This window comes from Arthrobacter gyeryongensis, from assembly GCF_039543785.1.
GTDB classification, from domain to species: domain Bacteria; phylum Actinomycetota; class Actinomycetes; order Actinomycetales; family Micrococcaceae; genus Arthrobacter; species Arthrobacter gyeryongensis.
The window spans coordinates 101,438-121,610 of record NZ_BAABKK010000010.1; the positions used below are offsets into that span (position 1 = coordinate 101,438).

General features: G+C 63.3%; 14 protein-coding genes. 4 read left to right on the forward strand and 10 right to left on the reverse strand.

Annotation, left to right across the window (positions count from 1 at the left end):
- Positions 1–59 precede the first annotated feature (59 nt).
- Entirely contained in the window at positions 60–1,019 is a 960-nt protein-coding gene (locus tag ABEA18_RS07175) for a DUF559 domain-containing protein (RefSeq protein ID WP_345448600.1), read from the forward strand.
- Between the two features lie 178 nt (positions 1,020–1,197).
- Here the strand turns inward: ABEA18_RS07175 and ABEA18_RS07180 are convergent, their stop codons facing one another.
- From ABEA18_RS07180 to glmS, 9 genes are all read right to left on the reverse strand, one after another.
- Positions 1,198–2,283 carry an inositol-3-phosphate synthase gene (locus ABEA18_RS07180; protein WP_078108128.1) on the reverse strand — a complete coding sequence of 362 codons (1,086 nt, stop codon included), beginning with the start codon at positions 2,281–2,283 and terminating at the stop codon, positions 1,198–1,200.
- Positions 2,284–2,448: 165 nt separating this feature from the next.
- On the reverse strand, positions 2,449–3,486 hold the full coding sequence (gene mgrA, locus ABEA18_RS07185) for an L-glyceraldehyde 3-phosphate reductase (protein WP_345448601.1): 1,038 nt from the start codon (positions 3,484–3,486) through the stop codon (positions 2,449–2,451).
- A 60-nt stretch (positions 3,487–3,546) separates the two neighbouring features.
- The gene (locus tag ABEA18_RS07190; protein ID WP_345448602.1) at positions 3,547–4,902 is read right to left on the reverse strand and encodes a glycosyltransferase family 87 protein; all 1,356 of its coding nucleotides are present in this window, start codon (positions 4,900–4,902) and stop codon (positions 3,547–3,549) included.
- A gap of 100 nt (positions 4,903–5,002) precedes the next feature.
- Positions 5,003–6,760: a malto-oligosyltrehalose trehalohydrolase gene (gene treZ, locus ABEA18_RS07195; RefSeq protein WP_345448603.1), complete on the reverse strand. Its 1,758-nt coding sequence runs from the start codon at positions 6,758–6,760 to the stop codon at positions 5,003–5,005.
- 58 nt (positions 6,761–6,818) lie between these two features.
- Positions 6,819–9,137: a malto-oligosyltrehalose synthase gene (gene treY / locus ABEA18_RS07200; RefSeq protein WP_345448604.1), complete on the reverse strand. Its 2,319-nt coding sequence runs from the start codon at positions 9,135–9,137 to the stop codon at positions 6,819–6,821.
- Complete coding sequence (gene glgX / locus ABEA18_RS07205) at positions 9,134–11,494, reverse strand: glycogen debranching protein GlgX (RefSeq protein ID WP_345448605.1); 2,361 nt, start codon at positions 11,492–11,494, stop codon at positions 9,134–9,136. The genes treY and glgX overlap by 4 nt, the downstream gene beginning before the upstream one ends.
- A 74-nt stretch (positions 11,495–11,568) precedes the next feature.
- A complete protein-coding gene (locus ABEA18_RS07210; RefSeq protein ID WP_345448606.1) occupies positions 11,569–13,113 on the reverse strand; it encodes an NAD(P)H-hydrate epimerase in 1,545 nt (514 codons plus the stop codon).
- 14 nt (positions 13,114–13,127) lie between these two features.
- The gene (locus ABEA18_RS07215) at positions 13,128–13,475 is read right to left on the reverse strand and encodes a holo-ACP synthase (RefSeq protein WP_236812218.1); all 348 of its coding nucleotides are present in this window, start codon (positions 13,473–13,475) and stop codon (positions 13,128–13,130) included.
- Between the two features lie 4 nt (positions 13,476–13,479).
- Positions 13,480–15,372 carry a glutamine--fructose-6-phosphate transaminase (isomerizing) gene (glmS, locus tag ABEA18_RS07220; RefSeq protein ID WP_345448607.1) on the reverse strand — a complete coding sequence of 631 codons (1,893 nt, stop codon included), beginning with the start codon at positions 15,370–15,372 and terminating at the stop codon, positions 13,480–13,482.
- A gap of 133 nt (positions 15,373–15,505) precedes the next feature.
- On the opposite strand from glmS, the gene coaA reads away from it, so the two are divergent.
- Together coaA and ABEA18_RS07230 are read left to right on the forward strand one after the other, a co-directional pair.
- A complete protein-coding gene (gene coaA, locus ABEA18_RS07225) occupies positions 15,506–16,516 on the forward strand; it encodes a type I pantothenate kinase (RefSeq protein ID WP_345448608.1) in 1,011 nt (336 codons plus the stop codon).
- Positions 16,517–16,521: 5 nt separating this feature from the next.
- Complete coding sequence (locus ABEA18_RS07230) at positions 16,522–17,367, forward strand: M15 family metallopeptidase (protein WP_345448609.1); 846 nt, start codon at positions 16,522–16,524, stop codon at positions 17,365–17,367.
- 109 nt (positions 17,368–17,476) lie between these two features.
- Here the strand turns inward: ABEA18_RS07230 and glmM are convergent, their stop codons facing one another.
- The gene (gene glmM / locus ABEA18_RS07235) at positions 17,477–18,841 is read right to left on the reverse strand and encodes a phosphoglucosamine mutase (protein ID WP_345448610.1); all 1,365 of its coding nucleotides are present in this window, start codon (positions 18,839–18,841) and stop codon (positions 17,477–17,479) included.
- A 332-nt stretch (positions 18,842–19,173) separates the two neighbouring features.
- Between glmM and ABEA18_RS07240 the strand changes: the two genes are divergently transcribed.
- Positions 19,174–20,091, forward strand: coding sequence for a glycosyltransferase 87 family protein (locus tag ABEA18_RS07240; RefSeq protein WP_345448611.1), 918 nt, complete (start codon positions 19,174–19,176; stop codon positions 20,089–20,091).
- The last annotated feature ends 82 nt before the right edge of the window (positions 20,092–20,173 follow it).

Sequence of the window (20,173 nt, forward strand, 5' to 3'; positions counted from 1 at the left end):
AATCCCGGACCTGTGGATAACTTCTGCGGGCACCGGTCGGTTTGCGGCACAATGCGGGTATGCGAAACGAGTTTGCCCTTCCCGCTGAACTGCTTTCAGGTCCGTTCACGCTCACCCAGGCCCAAGCCCAAGGTGTCCCGCGCAGCCGCCTGCTTCGCGCCGACGTCGAACGCGTCAGCCGCAGCCTCTACCGTCCGATCGACTGGGACTTCGATCTTGAGTCCGCAGCCCGTGCGCTGTCGGCCGCTACCCCAGGGGCCTGGATCTCCCATGTGACGGCAGCGCGCCTTCGCTGTTCCTGCCTTCCGCCGTGGCTTGCCGATTCGACGGAACTGCACCTCAGCAAGCCGCGATCGGTGCCTGGAGCGCGTCGGAAAGGCGTGATCGGGCATAGGGTGATCGCAGCCGAGGACGAGGTCGAATCCGTTGATGGAATACGCATAAGCACGCGCCCACGCACTTGGCTGGACATGGCCCGGCTGCTGCCTTTGAACGACCTCGTCTGTATGGGCGACGAGCTGATTCGCGTACCGCGGCAGGCGCTGGAAGGACGAGACACGCCGTTCGCGACCCTTGAAGAACTGCACGCCTTGGTGGGGCGGCATCCAAATTTGCAGGGCGTCGTGCGTGCCCGGCAGGCGCTCGAACTGATGCGCGTAGGCGCGGATTCAGCGCCAGAGTCTCTGCTTCGCTTGGCCATGCTGGACGCTGGAATTCCCGAACCCGAACTTCAACTCAAGTTGCGAGGTGACGATCCGTTCTCGCCGTCGGCCGATTTGGGGTTCCGTCAAAGGCGGGTCGCCATTCAGTACGACGGCGGCCATCACCTCGCGGAGGCGCAGACACTAAGTGATCGACGCCGGAACAAGGCCTTCGAAGCGGCCGGATGGACCGTCCTCGTGTTCCGCAGGGACGATTTGTCGGATGGTTTCGAGCTGGCTACCAAGAAGATCAAAAAGGCCCTGCGATCGGCATGGGTTGATCCCGCCGTCGCATCCGGCTTTGCCAGCGCCGTGTAGTGAGCCGGCGTTAAACGACAGACGCCCGCTCACTCACAAGTGAGCGGGCGTCCGCCCAAAACCCGGCACAAGTGAGCGAGCGTCCGCCCAAAACCCGGCACAAGTGAGCGAGCGTCCGCCAAAAACCCGACATATGTGGGCGGGCGTCCGCCAAAAAGCCGATATATGTGAGCGGGGGTTAGCGCTCGACGTCGCCGCGGATGAAGGCCTCGACCTTTTCGCGGGCGAGGTCGTCGTTGAACTGCTCCGGCGGGGACTTCATGAAGTAGCTGGAAGCAGAGAGCAGCGGGCCGCCGATGCCACGGTCCAGGCCGATCTTGGCGGCGCGGATGGCGTCGATGATCACGCCGGCGGAGTTCGGGGAGTCCCAGACCTCAAGCTTGTACTCGAGCGACACCGGGGCATCGCCGAAGTTGCGGCCTTCGAGGCGGACGAACGCCCACTTGCGGTCATCGAGCCAGGCGACGTAGTCCGACGGGCCGATGTGGACGTCGTCGGCGTGCAGGACGGCCTCGACGTTGGAGGTCACGGCCTGGGTCTTGGAGATCTTCTTGGATTCCAGGCGGTCGCGCTCCAGCATGTTCTTGAAGTCCATGTTGCCGCCGACGTTGAGCTGGTACGTGCGGTCCAGCGTGACGCCGCGGTCTTCGAAGAGCTTGGCCATGACGCGGTGCGTGATGGTGGCGCCGATCTGGCTCTTGATGTCATCGCCGACAATCGGCACGCCAGCGGCGGTGAACTTGTCGGCCCATTCCTTGGTACCCGCAATGAAGACCGGCAGGGCGTTGACGAAGGCAACACCGGCGTCGATGGCGCACTGCGCGTAGAAGTGCGCGGCGTCCTCGGAACCGACCGGCAGGTAGCACACCATGACGTCGGCCTTGGCTTCGCGCAGTGCGGCGACGATGTCCACTGCCTCTTCCGGGGCCTCGACGATGGTCTCGCGGTAGTACTTGCCCAGGCCGTCCAGGGTGTGGCCGCGCTGCACGGTCACGCCAGTGGAAGGCACGTCGGCGATCTTGATGGTGTTGTTCTCGCTGGCGCCGATAGCGTCAGCGAGGTCGAGGCCGACCTTCTTGCTGTCGACGTCGAAGGCAGCGACGAACTGGACGTCGTTGACGTGGTACTTGCCGAACTCGACATGCATCAGACCCGGAATCGTGGCCTGGGGGTCGGCATCGCGATAGTAGTGGACACCTTGGACCAGCGAAGCGGCGCAGTTACCTACGCCGACAATGGCGACACGAATCGGATGTGAAGACACGGAACTCCTTTGAGAACTAACCTCAGGTGCCTAGCGCGTCAGTACCTGAATGTACGACGGCGTCTTAAAGGCACAGCACCATTCGGCGCTCTTAGCATTGTAACCAACCCAAACGGGGCCGGCTTTGTTCCCAGCCGGCCCCGCAAGTGTGTTAAGTTTCCGAATCTACTTCTGCGCCCACAGATTGATGTCGGATTCGACGGCGAACTCGTCAATTGCTGTCAGTTCCTCCGACGTGAAGTCGAGGTTGTTGATCGCAGACACGGTGTCCTCGAGCTGGGCCACGCTGGACGCCCCGACAAGCGCCGAGGTCACGGGCGAACCCTTCGGCTGATCGCGCAGGATCCAGGCGATGGCCATCTGGGCGAGGGTCTGGCCGCGTCCTTCGGCAATGGCGTTCAAACCACGCACTCGGCCCAGCTTTTCCTCGGTCAGCGCTGATTCGGACAGGAACCGTTCCTTGGCTGCGCGTGAATCCGCGGGAATTCCGTTCAGGTACCGGTTGGTGAGCATCCCCTGTGCCAGCGGGGAGAAGGCGATGGATCCTGCGCCAACCTGGTCCAGCGTTTCGTACAGGTTGGGCGAACCGTTCTCGGTCCAGCGGTTGAGCATGGAATAGCTGGGCTGGTGGATGAGCAGCGGCGTCCCCAGCTCCTTGAGAATCCGGGCTGCCTCGAGAGTCTGCTCCGGGGTGTAGGAGGAGATGCCGGCGTAGAGGGCCTTGCCGGAACGGACTGCGTAGTCCAGGGCGCCCATGGTTTCTTCCAGCGGGGTTTCGGGATCGGGACGGTGGCTGTAGAAGATGTCCACGTAGTCCAAGCCCATGCGCTGAAGCGACTGGTCAAGGCTGGAGAGCAGGTACTTGCGGGAGCCCCATTCTCCGTAGGGGCCGGGCCACATGTAGTAACCCGCCTTCGTCGAAATGACGAGTTCGTCGCGGTACGGCCTGAAGTCGTCCTTCAGGTGGCGGCCGAAGTTCGTTTCAGCGGATCCGTCCGGCGGACCGTAGTTGTTGGCAAGGTCGAAGTGGTTGACACCCAGATCGAAGGCCCGGCGCAGGATGGCGCGCTGCTCTTCGAAACGCTTGTCGTCGCCGAAGTTGTGCCACAGTCCCAGCGAGATCGCAGGAAGTTTGAGGCCGCTGCGTCCGACACGGCGGTAGGGCATGGTTTCATAGCGGTTTTCCGCAGCCGAATAAGTCATACCTACCATCCTGCCACCGCCTTGGAGGCTCGAAGTGCGATGTCCGTCATGTGGGCGCGGTCACTTGCCAGGGTCCAAATTCACCATCGCTGATTGTGGGGACGTGCTGCGCCGGGTCAGTACCTCCTTTAGCGATTCGACCCAGAGGGCGGTTAGGGGTAGCGACGCCCAAGGGGCACTTACAGCCGCAAAGGGCCAAGGCACCGATAAGGACAGCACGTGCAGCGCCGGAGCCAGCCACATCAGCACGAATGCTGCCACCAACATCACACGGATAAAAGCAGATGGGCGCCGTTCCAAGAGAAAGAGAGCGACAGGGACGAGCAGGATCGCGTCGTAGATCATTAGATGGGGCGAGAAAACGACGGTGGTTGCCAGCGTGGCCACCCAGACGGCTTGGGTGTCCACAGTGGTAGGACTGGCTGCACGGATTCTTTGGAGGAGAAAAACAAAACCGATGGCGATGAACGCCCACCCCACGTATGTGGCGAGCCAAGCACTCCATCCCGGCGGCAGAATGGCGATGATGAAGGCCGGAAGGCTCACCATCTTCCAGGCTTGGCCTTGCTGGACCTGTTCGGTGTAGAGCGAACTAGTGATTGCGGCCACCCAATGTTGGACTCCGTCGATTCCAACAAGTAGTACCGATACCCCGGACAGTCCCGCCACAACCGCCACGAAGGCTGCGAGTGCCCTGTATCTTCGAGTGAAAAGCAGGACGAATGGGACTAGAACTACCTGCTGGGGTTTCAAGAAACCAAGACCAATAGCCGCCCCCGCGAGGCCTTGACGGCGCGTTGCCATGAGGCGCAGCCCGACGAGCCAAACGGCGAGTACGAACGCAGAATCCTGCCCGCCACCCACTAATTCAAGAACCGGTGCGGAAGCGAATATTGCCAGGAACACATATTTGCGCCGTCGTCGCATGAGGTTCGGGGCGAGGAAGCCCAGGCTATGAACACACCAGATCAACATCGAAGCGCTCAAGACTACCCAGCATGCCGCGCTCACGTTGTAGTTCAAAACTGAAAGGGGTGCGTACAGCGCCGCGACGAGTGGAGGAGAAACAAACCATGCCAAGTAGGCGGTCGGACCCAAGGCTGTAACCTGATGCCCCAACTGGATTGCGGGGTCGTACAGCCCTTCACGCTCACCAGATAGAAGGAGTCCGCCTCCCGTCCAGTGTGCGAGATAGTCAGGGAGAAATGCCCCTTGCGCTCCGGGATCGATTACGCGCTGCGCGGACGAAACGACAGTCATGAGCGCACCCAGGACGATGAAAATCACGGGATAGTTCTGCAGGCGCTCCGCAGTAATCAGCCTGTCGAGCGCTTGAACCAAATTTCGGAAGAAACGTTCGCAAGATCGCGGAATTCGACGAAATCCCCAGTTTTGTTTTCGACCGCGCAGCAGCATGTTGCGGAGCCTACCTCAAACACATTTACCGGGCCATCCCCCATGGAGTCTATGGTGAGGTGCCGGGGAGCCGGAGCTCACCGTTCGGGGCGGCCCCGCCTTACTTAAGGCGCACGACGGCGGCGCTCTCGCCCGGGAGGGTCAGCTTTCCGTTCCCGACGGCGGCCGTGGAGTCCGTGGCGAGCAGGACTTCGCCATCCATCGCCTTCGTCAGGGTCCGGTCCCCAAAGTTGCAGGCAACCCTTACGGCGCCCCGGCTAAGAACCAGCCATTTGTCCTCTTCGCTGAAGTCGACGTGTGTGTCAGTGAATCCGCCGCCCGCAAGCTCCGGAGTCGAGCGCCTGAGGTTCGCCAGCGCCCCGTAAAGGTCCAGCAATCGGGCGTGATCGCCGTCGTGTGCTTCCTCCCACTTGAGCTTGGAACGTTCAAACGTCTCCGGATCCTGGGGGTTGGGCACCAACGCAGGGTCCCAGCCCATCCGTTCGAATTCCTTGAGCCGGCCCTTTGCCGTCGCCTCAGCCAGCCATTCCTCAGGATGCGAGGTGAAAAACTGCCAAGGCGTGGACGCACCGAATTCTTCGCCCATGAAGAGCATCGGAGTGAACGGCGACGTCATAGTCAGCACGGCGGCCAACGCGAGCCTGCCGTAGGACAGGCTCGAACTCAGGCGATCACCGGCCGCGCGGTTGCCGATTTGATCGTGGTTTTGGTTGCAGACCACCAACGCGGCAGGATGAACGAGCCCCGGGCGGATGGGGCGGCCATGATGCCTGCCGCGAAAGCTCGAGTAGCTCCCGTCGTGGAAGAAACCGTGTTCAAGCACCTTCGCGAGTGCTGCCAAGGAATCGAAATCCGCATAGTAGCCGGCTGTCTCCCCGGTGAGGTTCACATGCACGGCGTGGTGGAAGTCGTCGCTCCACTGCCCTTCCAGGCCATAGCCGTTGGTATCCCGGCGGTAGATCAGGCGCGGATTGTTCAGGTCCGATTCCGCAATCAAGGTCTTGGGGACGCCTGTTTCCGCTTCGATGCCATCCGCGAGGCTGGCTAGGTCTTCCAGGATATGGACGGCCCGCTCATCGCGGAGGGCGTGTACGGCGTCGAGGCGCAGCCCGTCCACGTGGAAGTCGCTCAACCACATAGCGGCATTGTCCAGGATGTATCGACGGACTTCGTCGGAGCCCGGGCCGTCCAGATTCACTGAGTCGCCCCACGTGTTTCCTTCGCCGGACTTCAGGTAGGGGCCGAACTTCGGCAGGTAGTTTCCGCTCGGTCCCAAATGGTTATAGACCACGTCCTGGATCACGCCGAGTCCGGCAGCATGCGCGGCATCCACGAATCGCTGATAGGCCTCCGGTCCACCGTAAGCCTCGTGGACGGCGAACCACAGCACGCCGTCGTAACCCCAGTTGTGGGGGCCATTGAAGGCATTGACCGGCAGGAGCTCCACGAAGTCGATTCCCAGTTCAACGAGGTAGTCGAGTTTTTCCGCGGCCGTGTCCAGCGTGCCTTCCGGAGTGAAGGTACCGAGGTGAAGCTCGTAGATGACAGCGCCGCCGAGCCCGCGTCCGGCCCAATCCGAGTCGTTCCAGGCATAGGACGTGGCGTCGAAGGTGCGGGAAAGGGCATGGACCCCGTCCGGCTGGCGCTGCGACCTCGGATCGGGAAAGGGCCCCTCCCCGTTCACCAGATAGCCGTAGTCAGTTCCGGCCCGCCGTGGTACGTCTGCCGTCCACCAGCCCTCGGCGCCGTCGTCGTTCGACCGCATTTCGTGGTGCTGACCCTCCGCAAGCAAAGTGACAGATTCTGCAAACGGGGCCCACACGTCGAACTGTTTCCCCGCGCTGGTCTTCTCGGCCATTGCTTCCCCTCAATTGTCTCGTTCGGGCTTCGTTTGCCCGCCGTTGTTGGTGCTCTGGCTAGCCAATGGGCACAAGCAAGGCCACCGGGTATCTCTGCAGAAGCCTCGCGACGTGAACCTCGCCCGCAGGGTAACTGTTGCCTGTCAGTTCATCCCGAACTTCGCTCCCAAGACGAATGAACGTGTCTTGCCACCCGCCGTTCCGCTGAAGCTTCCGCGGGAGCCTGGTTGCCAAGGTGATGGCACCGCCACCGGCGGCAAGGGCGCCACGGTCGAAGGCGATGAGATGTCCGGCCGCGGGACCCTCAGCATTGACAGCACTGTAGCCACCGAAAAGCTCCGGCCTGTCCCGGCGCAACCGCAGGGCCCTGGAAGTCAGCAGCAGTTTGGCCAGCTCGTCCCTCGCTTCAGTCTGGACACCGGCGTCGAGGGCTGCGAGCGCGGCCCTCCGCCGTTCGAAGTCGACCGCGCGCCGGTTGTCAGGGTCGGTGAGCGAACGATCCCAGAACTCCGTGCCTTGGTAGACGTCCGGTACGCCCGGCATGGTCAGCTGGACAATCTTTGCCGACAATGAGTTGGACGTCCCATACGGGTCCACGAGGGCAACGAACTCTTCCAGTGCGGTGGTCACCTCCGGCACGTCGAAGACGGCGTCGACGGCGGAAGCCAGCTTCGCTTCGAACTCTTCGTTCGGCTCGGTCCAGCTTGTGGAGTTGCCGGCTTCGCGTGCAGCCTTGACGACATAACCCTGGAGGCGTTCACGACTGGCCGGCCAGGCACCCGCGATGGCTTGCCATACGAGGACTGCGAGTGGGCCGTCGGGAATCGGAGCCAGTTTCTGCATACGATCCACGAATGCTTCCCATTCGGCGGCCGCCTCGGAGATAGCGGAGATCCTGGCCCGGGTGTCTTCGCTGCGTTTGGTGTCGTGGGTGGTCAGTGTGGTCATGGACAGCGGCAGCCGTGCCTGGCGACGTACCATCCGCTCGTGGAATCTGGCCCCGGACAAGGCGAATTCCGTGGGATCCGCTCCCACCTCGGTCAGCGTCCCAAGGCGCGTGTAGCGGAAGAACGCAGTGTCTTCCACGCCCTTGGCCATGACCATGCCGGAGGTCTGCTGGAAGCGGCGGCCCAGTTCACTGCCGGCGTCGAGCAGCAGCGGAAGCAGCGCCTTGAGGACCTGTTCCAACTCCGGCCTGGTGCGGGCAGCCCGTTCAACGGCCTCAACCAAGGTGTCTTTGCCGTATGGGAGATAGCTCCGGTAGACATGAAACGAGGCGATGGTCTCGGCCAGGGCGTCTGCCACCTCCGGACGGGGGGTCTCCTGAGAATCCGGGACGAGCCGCGCGAGCCGGAGGATTTCCGAATGCAGGATGCCGTCCGTGATACGCCGCTTGGTTCCGTGGATCATGGCCTGGTAGTCGACGGGCGAGCCGGTGCCCCGGAGCCTGGCATCCAAGGCATCAAGCTGCACCTCGGCGTCGGGATCCACGAAAAGGCGGTCGACGTCGGCGAGGGCGTCGTAGCCTGTAGTCCCCTCACAGTTGAAGTTCTCCGGAAGTTCCTCCCCTGGCTCAAGGATCTTCTCGACGAGCAGATAGGAGCCGGCCGTGGTTTCCTTGAGGCGCTCCAGGTACCCGGCGGGGTCGGCGAGCCCGTCCGGGTGATCGATCCTCAACCCGTCAACGAGCCCGTCACGGAACCAACGGGCGATCTCCGAGTGGGCTTCATCGTAGACCCATGGGATCTCGACGCGGACCCCGGCCAAGGTGTTGACTGCGAAGAACCGGCGATAATTCAGCTCGTCGTCGGCCCGGCGCCAGCCGACCAGCTCATAGTGTTGGCGCGCATGGACGTCCCTGGCGTTGTCACCCGCGGCATAGCTGCCTTCGGCCAGCGGGAAGCGGTGGTCGAAGTAGCGCAATTCGCCGTCGACGACGTCCAGCTTGTCGACGTCGTCGTCGCTTCCGAGGACCGGGAGCCGGAGCTTTCCGCCGGCGAAGTCCCAGTCGACGTCGAACGCTTCCGCATAGCGGGAGGCCTTGCCCTCTTTGAGGAGGGACCACCACCAAGCATTTTGCGGGGGCGACGCAACGCCCATGTGGTTCGGGACGATATCCACCAGGACCCCGAGGCCGGCCTCCCGTGCTGCCTTGGAGAGCGCCGCGAGCCCTTCGGCGCCGCCGCGCGAAGCATCAACGGTTGAGGGGTCGGTGACGTCGTAACCGTGATCCGAGCCCTCCTCCGCCGTCAGGATGGGTGACACGTACACCCAATCCACCCCGAGCTCGCGCAGATAGCCCGTGAGTGCCGCCGCGTCCTGGAGCGTGAACGACGGCCTGATCTGGAGCCTGTACGTGGAGACGGGTGTCCTCATGATCCCCCGTTCTTGTGGGCGCGTGGCTTTCTGGGCTTCTTCGGCGCAGCGGCAGGCTTGGTTTCGGGGTCAGCCTTCGGCTCCGGAGCGTGGTGCTTCTTCGGTTCAGGGGCTGCTTCCGGCACAACCTGGAGCTTCCGGGTTGACGGTGCCGGTTTGGCCGGCGCAGTCAAGGAAGCCGTTTCGGCGGTGGCAGTCTGCGACAACGCGGCAAGAGACGCGGCCACGGAATGGTCCGGGTCCGTGTCCGGGACGCTGTGTGCCCGCAACACCACGAGTGATTTGGCCCCGACGCCCAGGACCGCTTCAGCCTGCACGGGTTCGGTGTCCGCTCCGCCACCGGCGGTGTCGATGATGATGTCCCACGCAGGTGCGTATTCGTCCGAGGGCACCTTGAAACCGACTTCGTCGTCGTGGGCGTTGAAGTAGAGCAGGAAGTTGACGTCCGTGATGCGTCGGCCCTGGTTGTCCCGGCCGCGGATCCCGTCGCCGTTGAGGAACACGCCCACGGAGCGGCCGAAGCCGCTGTCCCAGTCCGACGGCGTCATGGTGGTTCCGTCGACGTCGAGCCATACGATGTCCGGAAGCCTCTCGCCTTCGCCTCGCAGTACCGGGCGTCCGTCGAAGAATCGGCTGCGCCGGAAGGTGGGGTGCTTGGCGCGCAAAGCGCTGACCGCGGCCGTGAACTCCACCAAGGGCTGGTCCACGCTGTCCCAGTTGATCCAGGTCAGCTCGGAGTCCTGGCAGTAGCCGTTGTTGTTGCCCCGTTGCGTCCGGCCGAGCTCGTCACCGTGCAGCAGCATCGGGACTCCCTGGGACAGGAGCATGGAGGCGATGAAGTTCCGCTGCTGGCGGGCACGAAGGCCCAGGACCTTCGGGTCCTCCGTGGGCCCCTCGACGCCGCAGTTCCAGGAACGGTTGTGGGATTCGCCGTCGTTGTTGCCTTCGCCGTTCGCCTCGTTGTGCTTCTCGTTATAGGACACCAGGTCGGCCAAGGTGAAGCCGTCGTGGGCCGTGACGAAGTTGATGGAAGCCACCGGGCGGCGCCCGGAGTGCTCGTAAAGGTCCGCCGATCCGGTCAACCGGGAGGCGAACTCGCCGAGGGTGGAGGGCTCGCCGCGCCAGAAGTCGCGGACCGTGTCCCTGTACTGGCCGTTCCATTCCGTCCATTGCGGCGGGAAGTTGCCCACCTGGTAGCCGCCGGGACCGACGTCCCACGGCTCGGCGATCAGCTTGACCTGCGAAACCACCGGATCCTGCTGGATGAGTTCGAAGAAAGTGGACAGCTTGTCCACGTCATAGAACTCGCGGGCCAGCGTGGATGCGAGGTCGAAGCGGAAACCGTCCACGTGCATTTCGGTGACCCAGTAGCGCAGGGAATCCATGAGCAACTGCAAGGAATGCGGGCTGCGCACGTTCAGCGAGTTGCCGGTGCCCGTGTAGTCCATGTAGTGCTTCTCGTCGCCCTCCATCAGACGGTAGTACGCGGAGTTGTCGATCCCCTTGAAGGACAGCGTGGGCCCGAGGTGGTTTCCTTCGGCCGTGTGGTTGTACACAACGTCGAGAATGACCTCGATGCCGGCCCGATGGAGGGAACGGACCATGGCTTTGAAGTCCTGGACCTGCTGGCCGGTATCGCCCTTGGAGCTGTAGCTGTTGTGCGGGGCAAAGAACCCGATGGTGTTGTAGCCCCAGTAATTGTTCAGCCCCTTGTCCTGCAGGATGCCGTCGTTCGTGAACTGGTGCACCGGCATGAGCTCGATCGCGGTGATGCCGAGCTTTTGCAAGTGGGAAATCACCGCCGGGTGCGCGACGCCGGCGTAGGTGCCGCGCTGCTCCTCCGGAACCTCGGGGTGGAGCTGGGTCAGGCCCTTGACATGCGCCTCGTAAATCACGGAACGGTGGTACGGGATCCGCGGGAGGTGGTCTCCGTCCCAATCGAAGAACGGGTTGATGACCACACCCATCATCATGTGGGGCGCGGAGTCCTTGTCGTTGCGGGAGTCCGGATCCCCCATGTTGTACGAGAAAAGCGCCGGGTCCCAGTCGATCTGCCGGTGGATGGCCTTGGCGTACGGGTCCAGGAGGAGCTTGTTGGGATTGAAGCGCTGACCGTTAGCAGGGTCATACGGACCGTGCACGCGGTAACCGTACTTCTGTCCGGGCTGGACGTGCGGAAGGTAGCAATGCCATACGTAGCCGTCTACCTCGCTGACGGTGTAGGAAATCTCTTCTCCGTCGTCGTCGAAGAGACACAATTCCACCTTTTCCGCCTTCTCGCTGAACAGCGCGAAGTTGGTTCCCGTGCCATCGAAAGTAGCCCCCAACGGGTATGCGGATCCTGGCCAAACGTCCATGTGTTCTCCTTCATGTGCCGGATAACTTTCTGCCAGCCTAGCGAGACTATGCGACTTTCACGGAACATCCGGGATCATCCGGCGCGATGTTCCCCGAGAAATCGGAAGACATCGGGGACGGCCCGGGCAATATCGGAAGCGGTCAATGGCCCGCCCGCCGAGGCTGCGCTGCCCGCCATTCCGTGGATGCCCGCGCCGACGGCGGCTACCGCGGCCCAGCGCTCATCAGGGGCGATTCCCAACGCTGCGAAGGGTCCATCGTCGTCCAGCCCGGATTCCGCGTACGCCGCAGCCAACGCGCCGACAATCCCGCCAAGGACGTCCCCGCTGCCTGCCGTTGACATCCACGGGCATCCATCCGACTGACTGAAGACCGCCCCGTAAGGCGAAGCAACTACCGTCGTGGCACCTTTGAGCAAAACGACGGCGCCGGTGTGCTCGGCCGCAAGCCGGGCGAAGTGCACGGTCCGCGATTCCACGTCCTCCCGCGTGACGCGCACCTCGCCTCGGCCGAGAAGGGCCGCGAGCTCCCCGGCGTGCGGGGTGAGAATCCAGTTCGGCGGGCAGCGTTCCGGCAGGAGCTCCAGGGCTCCGGCGTCGACGACGGCGGGCTGGCCGGCGCTGGCCGCGGCGGCCAGCACGTCGCGGGCTCGTTGGAGTTGTTCGGCTCCGTCCAGGCCCGGACCGAGCAGCCACGCCTGGACCCGGCCGGGCTCGGCCGGCTCCCAGATGGCTTCGGGGGTTCGTGCCAGGACCTGCCGCGCCACGACTTCCGGGCCGAGATACCGCACCATTCCCGCACCGGCAGCGGAGGCGGCCCCGACACAGAGAGCCGCGGCCCCGGTGTAGCGCTCGGAACCAGCCACGATGCCCAGGACTCCCCTGGTGTACTTCTGGGCCCGACGCCCCGGCTCCGGAAGCACGGCGGCCAGGTCAAGGGCGGAGAAGCGGCGCAGGGCAGGTGCCGGAAGATGCTCCTCGATGCCGATGGGCACGAGGATCGCGCGGCCGGCACGGCCCTCACCCGGGTCGGCCATCAGCCCGGCTTTGATTCCCCCGAATGCCACGGTCAGCCGCGCCGCCAATACAGGCCAGTGGACCTCGCCTGTGTCGGCGTCCACTCCGCTGGGAGTATCGCAGGCCACCACCAGGCTGGGCCTTAGCTCCTCCAGGGCGGCAATTAATTCCGCGGCCGGACCCCCGAGGCCGCCACGGGCACCGGTACCCAAGATGGCATCGATGACTGCATCGTCGCCGGCAATCAGCACGGCCAGTTCTTCGGCGTTGTCCCGGTCCAAGACGTGGACGCGTCCGCCCACGTCACGGAAGGCCTTGAGCGCGTCAGGATGGGCGGAACCGGTGGTGAGCACCGCCGTCGTGCGCATGCCACGCCTCGCGAGCATTGCCGCGGCGAAAAGACCGTCCCCGCCGTTGTTGCCCTTGCCCGCGAGCACGGTGACGCTCGAGCCGTAAAGGCGGCGGCCTTCCGAACGCAGTTCACGCACGACGGCGTTTGCCAGTCCGTATGCTGCGCGTTGCATGAGAACAGCGCCTTCGCCGGCATCAAGAAGCGGTTGTTCCGCTGCCCTGATCTGTGTTCCGGTGAAGGCGCTGATCATGGTTGCTTGCGCTGCTAGGCTTCGGCGATGACCATGGCAGTGGCGATTCCGCCGTCGTGGCTCATGGACACGTGCCAGCGCTTCACGCCCATGGACTCGGCAACTGCCAGCACGGTGCCCTTAACCTTGATGGTGGGGCCGTTCTGGTCCAGGCCGATCCAGCAGTCCTGCCAGTTCATGCCCGCCGGAGCCCCCAAGACCTTGGCTACGGCTTCCTTGGCCGCGAAGCGCGCGGCCAAGGACCGCGTGTTGAGTTCGCGTTCCGCGGGAACGAACAAACGGTCACGGAGGCCCGGGGTCCGCTCGAGTTGGCGCCCGAAGCGCTCTATGTCTACGACGTCTACGCCTATGCCAACAATCATGCGGCTATTCTACGGTCACACTCTTGGCGAGGTTGCGCGGCTGGTCCACGTCGTATCCCTTGGCCTTGGCCAGCTCTGCAGCAAAAATCTGCAGCGGAACAGTGGTGAGAAGCGGCATCAGCAGGGTAGGCGTCTGAGGGACGTAGAAAACGTGCTCGGCGTAAGCCCGCACGGCTTCGTCGCCTTCCTCGGCGATCACCAGGGTACGCGCCCCGCGGGCGCGGATTTCCTGGATGTTGCTGACGACCTTCGCATGGAGGGAATCGCGGCCCCGAGGCGAGGGAACCACCACAAAGACGGGCTGCCCTTCGTCGATCAAGGCAATCGGACCGTGCTTGAGCTCGCCGGCTGCGAACCCTTCAGCATGGATGTACGCGATTTCCTTGAGCTTCAATGCGCCCTCGAGCGCTACCGGGAAGCCGACGTGGCGGCCCAGGAAGAGCACCGATTTCTCGTCCTTCATGCTGCGGGCGAGCTCGCGGAGGGGACCCGCGTTGTCGAGGATCTTCTGGATGTGGGCGGGAATCTTTCCAAGGTCCGCCAAGACGTCCTTGATCTGGCCGGAGAAAATGTTTCCGCGGAGCTGGGCGAGGTAGAGACCGAGCAGGTACGCGGCCGTGATCTGGGCCAGGAACGCCTTGGTGGAAGCGACGGCGATCTCCGGACCCGCGTGGGTGTAGAGAACAGCATCGGATTCGCGCGGGATGGTGGATCCGTTGGTGTTGCAGATGGAGATCGTCTTGGCGCCCTGTTCGCGGGCGTAACGGACGGCCATCAGGGTGTCCATGGTCTCGCCGGACTGACTGATGGACACCACCAGGGTGTTGGCGTCCACGATCGGGTCGCGGTAGCGGAATTCATGCGCGAGCTCCACCTCGGTGGGGATGCGGCACCAGTTCTCGATCGCGTACTTGGCGACCATCCCGGCGTATGCGGCCGTGCCACAAGCCAGGACGATAATCTTGTTGACCTGCTTCAGCAGCTCCGGGTCGATCCGGAGCTCGCTCAAGGTCAGCCGGCCGTTAATGTCCGAGCGGCCGAGGAGGGTCTGGGTGACTGCGTCGGGCTGGTCGTGGATTTCCTTCTCCATGAAGGAGCTAAAGCCGCCCTTTTCCGCGGAAGCCGGGTCCCAGTCAACGTGGTATTCCTTGCCCTGGGCGGGGGCCCCGAAGAAGTCTGTGATCTCCACGGTCTCGGCGGTGATGGTGACGATCTGGTCCTGGCCCAGCTCGACGGCGCGGCGCGTGTGATCGATGAAACCGGAGACGTCTGAGCCGAGGAAGTTCTCGCCCTCCCCCAGTCCTACAACAAGGGGGGAGTTGCGACGGGCGGCGACGACGACGTCCGGCCGCTCGGCGTGCACGGCGAGGAGCGTGAACGCACCTTCGAGCCGCTGGCAGGCAAGTTGCATCGCTTTAGTGAGCTTGCCGTTGGAGGAGTCCCCGTTGAGCTGGTTACGGAAAATATCGCCCAGAAGTGCTGCCGCTACCTCGGTGTCCGTCTCTGACTCGAAGGTGACACCCTTGGCGACGAGCTCCTGCTTGAGCTCGGCGAAGTTTTCGATGATTCCGTTGTGGATCATTGCCAAGCGTCCGCCATCGGCAAGATGCGGGTGTGCGTTCTGGTCCGTGGGTCCCCCGTGGGTGGCCCAGCGGGTGTGGCCGATGCCGGTCAGCGAATCCGGGAGCGGATTTCCCTCGAGCTCGTTCAGTAGATTGCTCAGTTTTCCGGACTTCTTGCGGGCTGCAATGGTTCCATCAGCCACCACTGCAACTCCGGCTGAATCATAGCCCCGGTATTCAAGCCTCCGGAGTCCTTCAAGCACGACGTCGAGGGCCGAGTGCCCGGCATCTGCCCGGCGGGATGAATTGCCAACGTAACCTACGATTCCACACATGCCTACAAGAGTAGCGGGTGCCCCTCGAAATGGACGTAGGATATCCGGGCCCGCACGTAGGCCAGACCGCGGAATATGGCGGTTCATGCACCTTTTCCGGAGAGCATGCTCACACAAAATCTGCCCGCCGTTCATGCAGTATTTCCGGATCAGCCAACGGAGGGGCAGAATCTCTATAGTGACTTTGCAACGCAATGAAGCGAACGGCGACAGCTCCTCTCCGTTCGTGGAGCTGGACAGGCAGACGTGGTCCCGGCTGGGTGCACAGATGGAGCAGCCGCTTAACGAAGAGGACATCATCCGGCTTCGCGGCCTCGGCGATCCCCTGGACATGAAGGAAATCCGCGAGGTCTACCTTCCGCTCTCCCGCTTGTTGCACCTTTATGTCCAGGCGTCACAGCAGCTTCATGCAGCCACAACCACCTTCCTTGGCGAGCAGACCCAGCGCACGCCCTTCGTGATCGGCGTTGCAGGTTCGGTGGCGGTCGGCAAGTCCACTATTGCCCGCGTGCTGCGCGAGATGCTCCGCCGTTGGCCTGGCACTCCGAACGTCGAACTCATCACCACCGACGGGTTCCTGTACCCGCTCGCTGAGTTGAAGCGCCGGCATTTGCTTGAACGCAAGGGCTTTCCGGAGTCCTACGACCGCCGGGCCCTGCTTCGATTCGTGAGTGCGATCAAGGGGGGCGCCGAAGAGGTCCGGGCTCCTTGGTATTCGCATGTCACGTACGACATCGTCCCGGACAAGGAAGTGGTGGTCCGACGGCCTGATGTCCTCATTGTCGAGGGCCTCAACGTGTTGGCACCCGCCCGTCCCCGGCAGGACGGCCGGCAAGGCTTGGCCCTGAGCGATTTCTTTGATTTCTCCATTTACGTTGACGCCAAGACCTCGTACATCGAAGACTGGTATGTGGACCGTTTCCGCAAGCTTCGAACCACGGCGTTCGCCCAGCCCGAATCCTACTTCCACCGTTACGCCACGCTCTCCGACGCCGAGGCGGAAGCCACTGCACGCGGCATTTGGAAGCGCATCAACGAACCCAACCTTGAGGAAAACGTGCTCCCTACCCGTGGCCGTGCGCAACTTGTCCTCACCAAGGACGCCGACCATTCCATCCGCCGCATGCTGCTCCGAAAGGTTTAGCACTTATGTGCTACACCTGCGGTCCCAGCCGAAGGTCCTTCGCAACGCTACTTGTGGCCGGGGTGGGAATGGCGGCCTTGGCGGCCTGCAGCCCGGATGCCCGGGTCGCTTCGCCCACATCCGCACCGTCCTCTTCGGGTCCGCAGACTGCAACGCCGACGACGACGACGCCGCTTCCCGCCGCGGCGAGCAAGCCGCCGTCGAGCGCACCGCCGTCGAAGGCTCCGCCGTCGGGCGTGCTGTCCCAGCAGTTTTCCCTGAGCGACCCGGCGAGCCAGTGGGTCATCGTCAACAAGCACCGGCCGCTGACCCCCTTGCAGTTTGTCCCTGCCGACTTGGCACAGCCACGCGTGCAACTCGCAGCCAGCGGAGAGGCGTCCCTGCTCAACAGCACCACCGCCGGAGCAGCCGAAAAGCTCTTCGCGGCAGCCGCCGTGGACGGCGTGACTATGACCTTGGCGTCCGGCTACCGTTCCTTTCAGACCCAAACCGCCACATACGACGGCTACGTGAGCACCCGCGGCCAGGCCTCGGCGGACACGGCCTCCGCCCGTCCCGGCTTCTCGGAACACCAGACCGGTTGGGCGTTCGACATCGGAGACGGCGGCGGGGCGTGCAGCTTCGAGCCATGCTTCGCTGATCAGCCGGCCGCCGTTTGGGCCAAGGCCAACGCATACAAGTACGGCTTCGTTGTCAGGTACCCGTGGATGCTCAATGAAATCACCGGCTATTACTACGAGCCGTGGCATTTGCGATTCATCGGGGTTGAGGCGGCAACGGACATGGCCAAGCGGGGCATCGGCACCCTCGAGGAGTACTTTGGACTCGAAGCGGCGCCGGGCTACCCCTAGAGGTTGATTAACCAGGGAAGTTCCCGACACTCCTGGGAATTGAAATAACTGTGGCCCGCCTCCTGACGGAGACGGGCCACAGTTGTTTGGTCTTTTGCTGCGTTCGGGCCTAGAGCGCCAGTTCGCGTGGAATAGCGAGCCGGTCTTCGACGACGCCGGCCAGTTCAGTGCATATGCGGGTGGCGGTTTCCATGTCCGCGGCCTCCACCATCACGCGCACCAGCGCTTCGGTGCCCGACGGCCGCAGGAGCACCCTGCCGGTGTCACCAAGTTCGAGTTCGGCGGCAGCCACCGCAGCGGCGACGCCTTCGTCCGTGGCGGCGCGCGACTTGTCTACGCCCTTCACGTTGATCATGAGTTGCGGCAGCTTGGTCATGGCGCGGGCGAGGTCTTGGAGGGTGCGGCCTGTCCCGGCCACCTGGGCGGCGATCTGCAGACCGGTCAGGACGCCGTCGCCGGTGGTGGCGTAATCGGAGAAGATCACGTGGCCCGACTGTTCTCCCCCAAGGCTGAAGCCGCCGTCGCGCATTGCCTCCAGGACGTACCGGTCACCCACCGCGGTCTCACGGAGGGTGATTCCAGCGTCGCGCAAGGCGATCTTGAGCCCGAGGTTGCTCATCACGGTGGCTACCAGGACGTCGTCCTTCAGTTTTCCGGACGCCTTCAGCGCGAGGGCCAGGATCGCCATGATCTGGTCACCGTCGACCTCGTTGCCTTCGTGGTCCACGGCCAAGCAGCGGTCGGCGTCGCCGTCGTGCGCTATACCGAGGTCCGCACCGTGCTTGACGACCGCTTCCTTGAGCTGGCCAAGGTGGGTGGAACCGACCCCGTCGTTGATGTTCAGACCGTCGGGTTCTGCGCCGATCACCACCACTTCGGCGCCCGCACTGGCGAAGACCTGCGGGGAACAGCCGCTGGCTGCACCGTGGGCGCAGTCCAGCACAACCTTGAGACCCTCAAGGCGGTGCGGCAGGGTGCCGAGCAGGTGGACGATGTATCGGTCCTCGGCGTCCGAGAAACGCTGGATGCGGCCGACGTCGCCCCCCACTGGGCGTGAGGGTTCCTTGCCGAGCTGAGCCTCGATCGCGTCCTCCACCTCGTCCGGGAGCTTCTGGCCGCCGCGGGCAAAGAACTTGATTCCGTTGTCCGGTGCCGGGTTGTGCGAGGCCGAGATCATGACGCCGAAATCGGCATCGAGGTCGGCGATGAGGTAGGCCGCGGCGGGAGTGGGCAGCACCCCAGCGTCGTAAACGTCGATGCCGGAGCTCGAAAGTCCGGCCTCCACGGCTGCGGCGATAAACTCCCCGCTGGCGCGCGGATCCCGGGCGACCACGGCGCGGGGCCGCGTTCCGCTGGCCGCACGCTCGTGGCCAAGGACCACCGCGGCAGCTTGGGCCAACTGAAGAGCAAGCTCCGCGGTGAGCAATCCATTGGCGAGACCACGCACGCCATCTGTTCCAAATAATCTAGCCATCGCGTCCCAGTCTAGACGACGGTTGTAGGGGTCGAGGGAAGGCGGCCCGCCGACCCTGCTTTTACCTCTTCAGCGGCGCGAGCGCAAGAGTGGAACTACTTGACTTGCGTCTTGCGCTCCACTCTAGTAATGCCCCTTAACAAGTATCTACGATTACCGCATGACACCTAGCTCTGGGGGCTTGGCGCTCGAAATAATTGTCCCCGTTTTCAACGAGTCCGCCATACTCGAAAGAGGCATTTGCTGGCTTTCTAAGAATGGGTGCTGGGAATTGTTGCCCGGTTGGGGAATTACGATTACCTGGCCAACGAGCCGGACGCGGTTGGGTTGCCATGATTAATTCGGATGAAGAGAACATCACCGATGCCTTGGTCAGTCCACGGACTGCCTTTGCCAGGAAGTTTCCTCTGCTTACAAAAGCCGCGCTCGTGCTGGTTTGGCTAGCCGGTCCGTACTTTGCAACGCACGGCATTTACTTCGCCATGCTGAACAGCAACCCCGGTTTCGACGCTCATGCGTACTGGCTGGCAGGGCAAGGCCCCCTTTTGTATGACAAACCTGCCGGAGCAATCGATGCGTATCTTTACTCTCCGGCTTTTGCCACGGCCATTCGCCCGCTTGCCATGCTCGACTGGCCGTTTTTCTTCGCAGTGTGGGTGTGTTTGGAGTCGGCCGTTCTTGTCTGGCTCCTCAAACCACTACAGCTCAAGTGGGCGATCCCGCTCTTTTTGCTGAGCGTTCCAGAATTGGTCAATGGAAACATCTTCATCCTGCTTGCCGCTTCGGCAGTAATCGGAACCAAAATGCCCGCCGCTTGGGCTTTCCCGGTGCTGACGAAGATCACCAGCGGAGTAGGTCTCATCTGCTTCGCGGTGCGTGGTGAATGGCGTCGACTCGGCCAAGGCATCAGCGCGTGTCTGGTCATAGCGGGCGTTTCATATCTTTTTAACCCCTCCGAGTGGCAGGCCTGGTTCACCTTCCTGATTGAGCACCGGGACGCTACACAAGACGGCGGTCTCAGCTTCCTTCTACGATGCCTGCTTGGAGCGGGCATAGCTGCAGTTGGCGCCCGAAAAGGTTGGCCTTGGCTCATTGCCCCCGCCATGGTGCTGGCCTCACCAGTATTACTCCTGCCCACACTTACGCTCCTTACAGCAATTCCGCGCCTCACAATGGCCGTTGAGCCTGGCAGGCCGGGAAGCAGTTTCGGAATGAACCATCACCCGGTTCGCACAACACTCGGGGGTTGAAATGTCGGCGGGCGTCCGAGCACGGACAAGAAACCTCCGGCGGACCCTGTTCCGCGGACCAGCCCAGGATCTTCCATGGCAG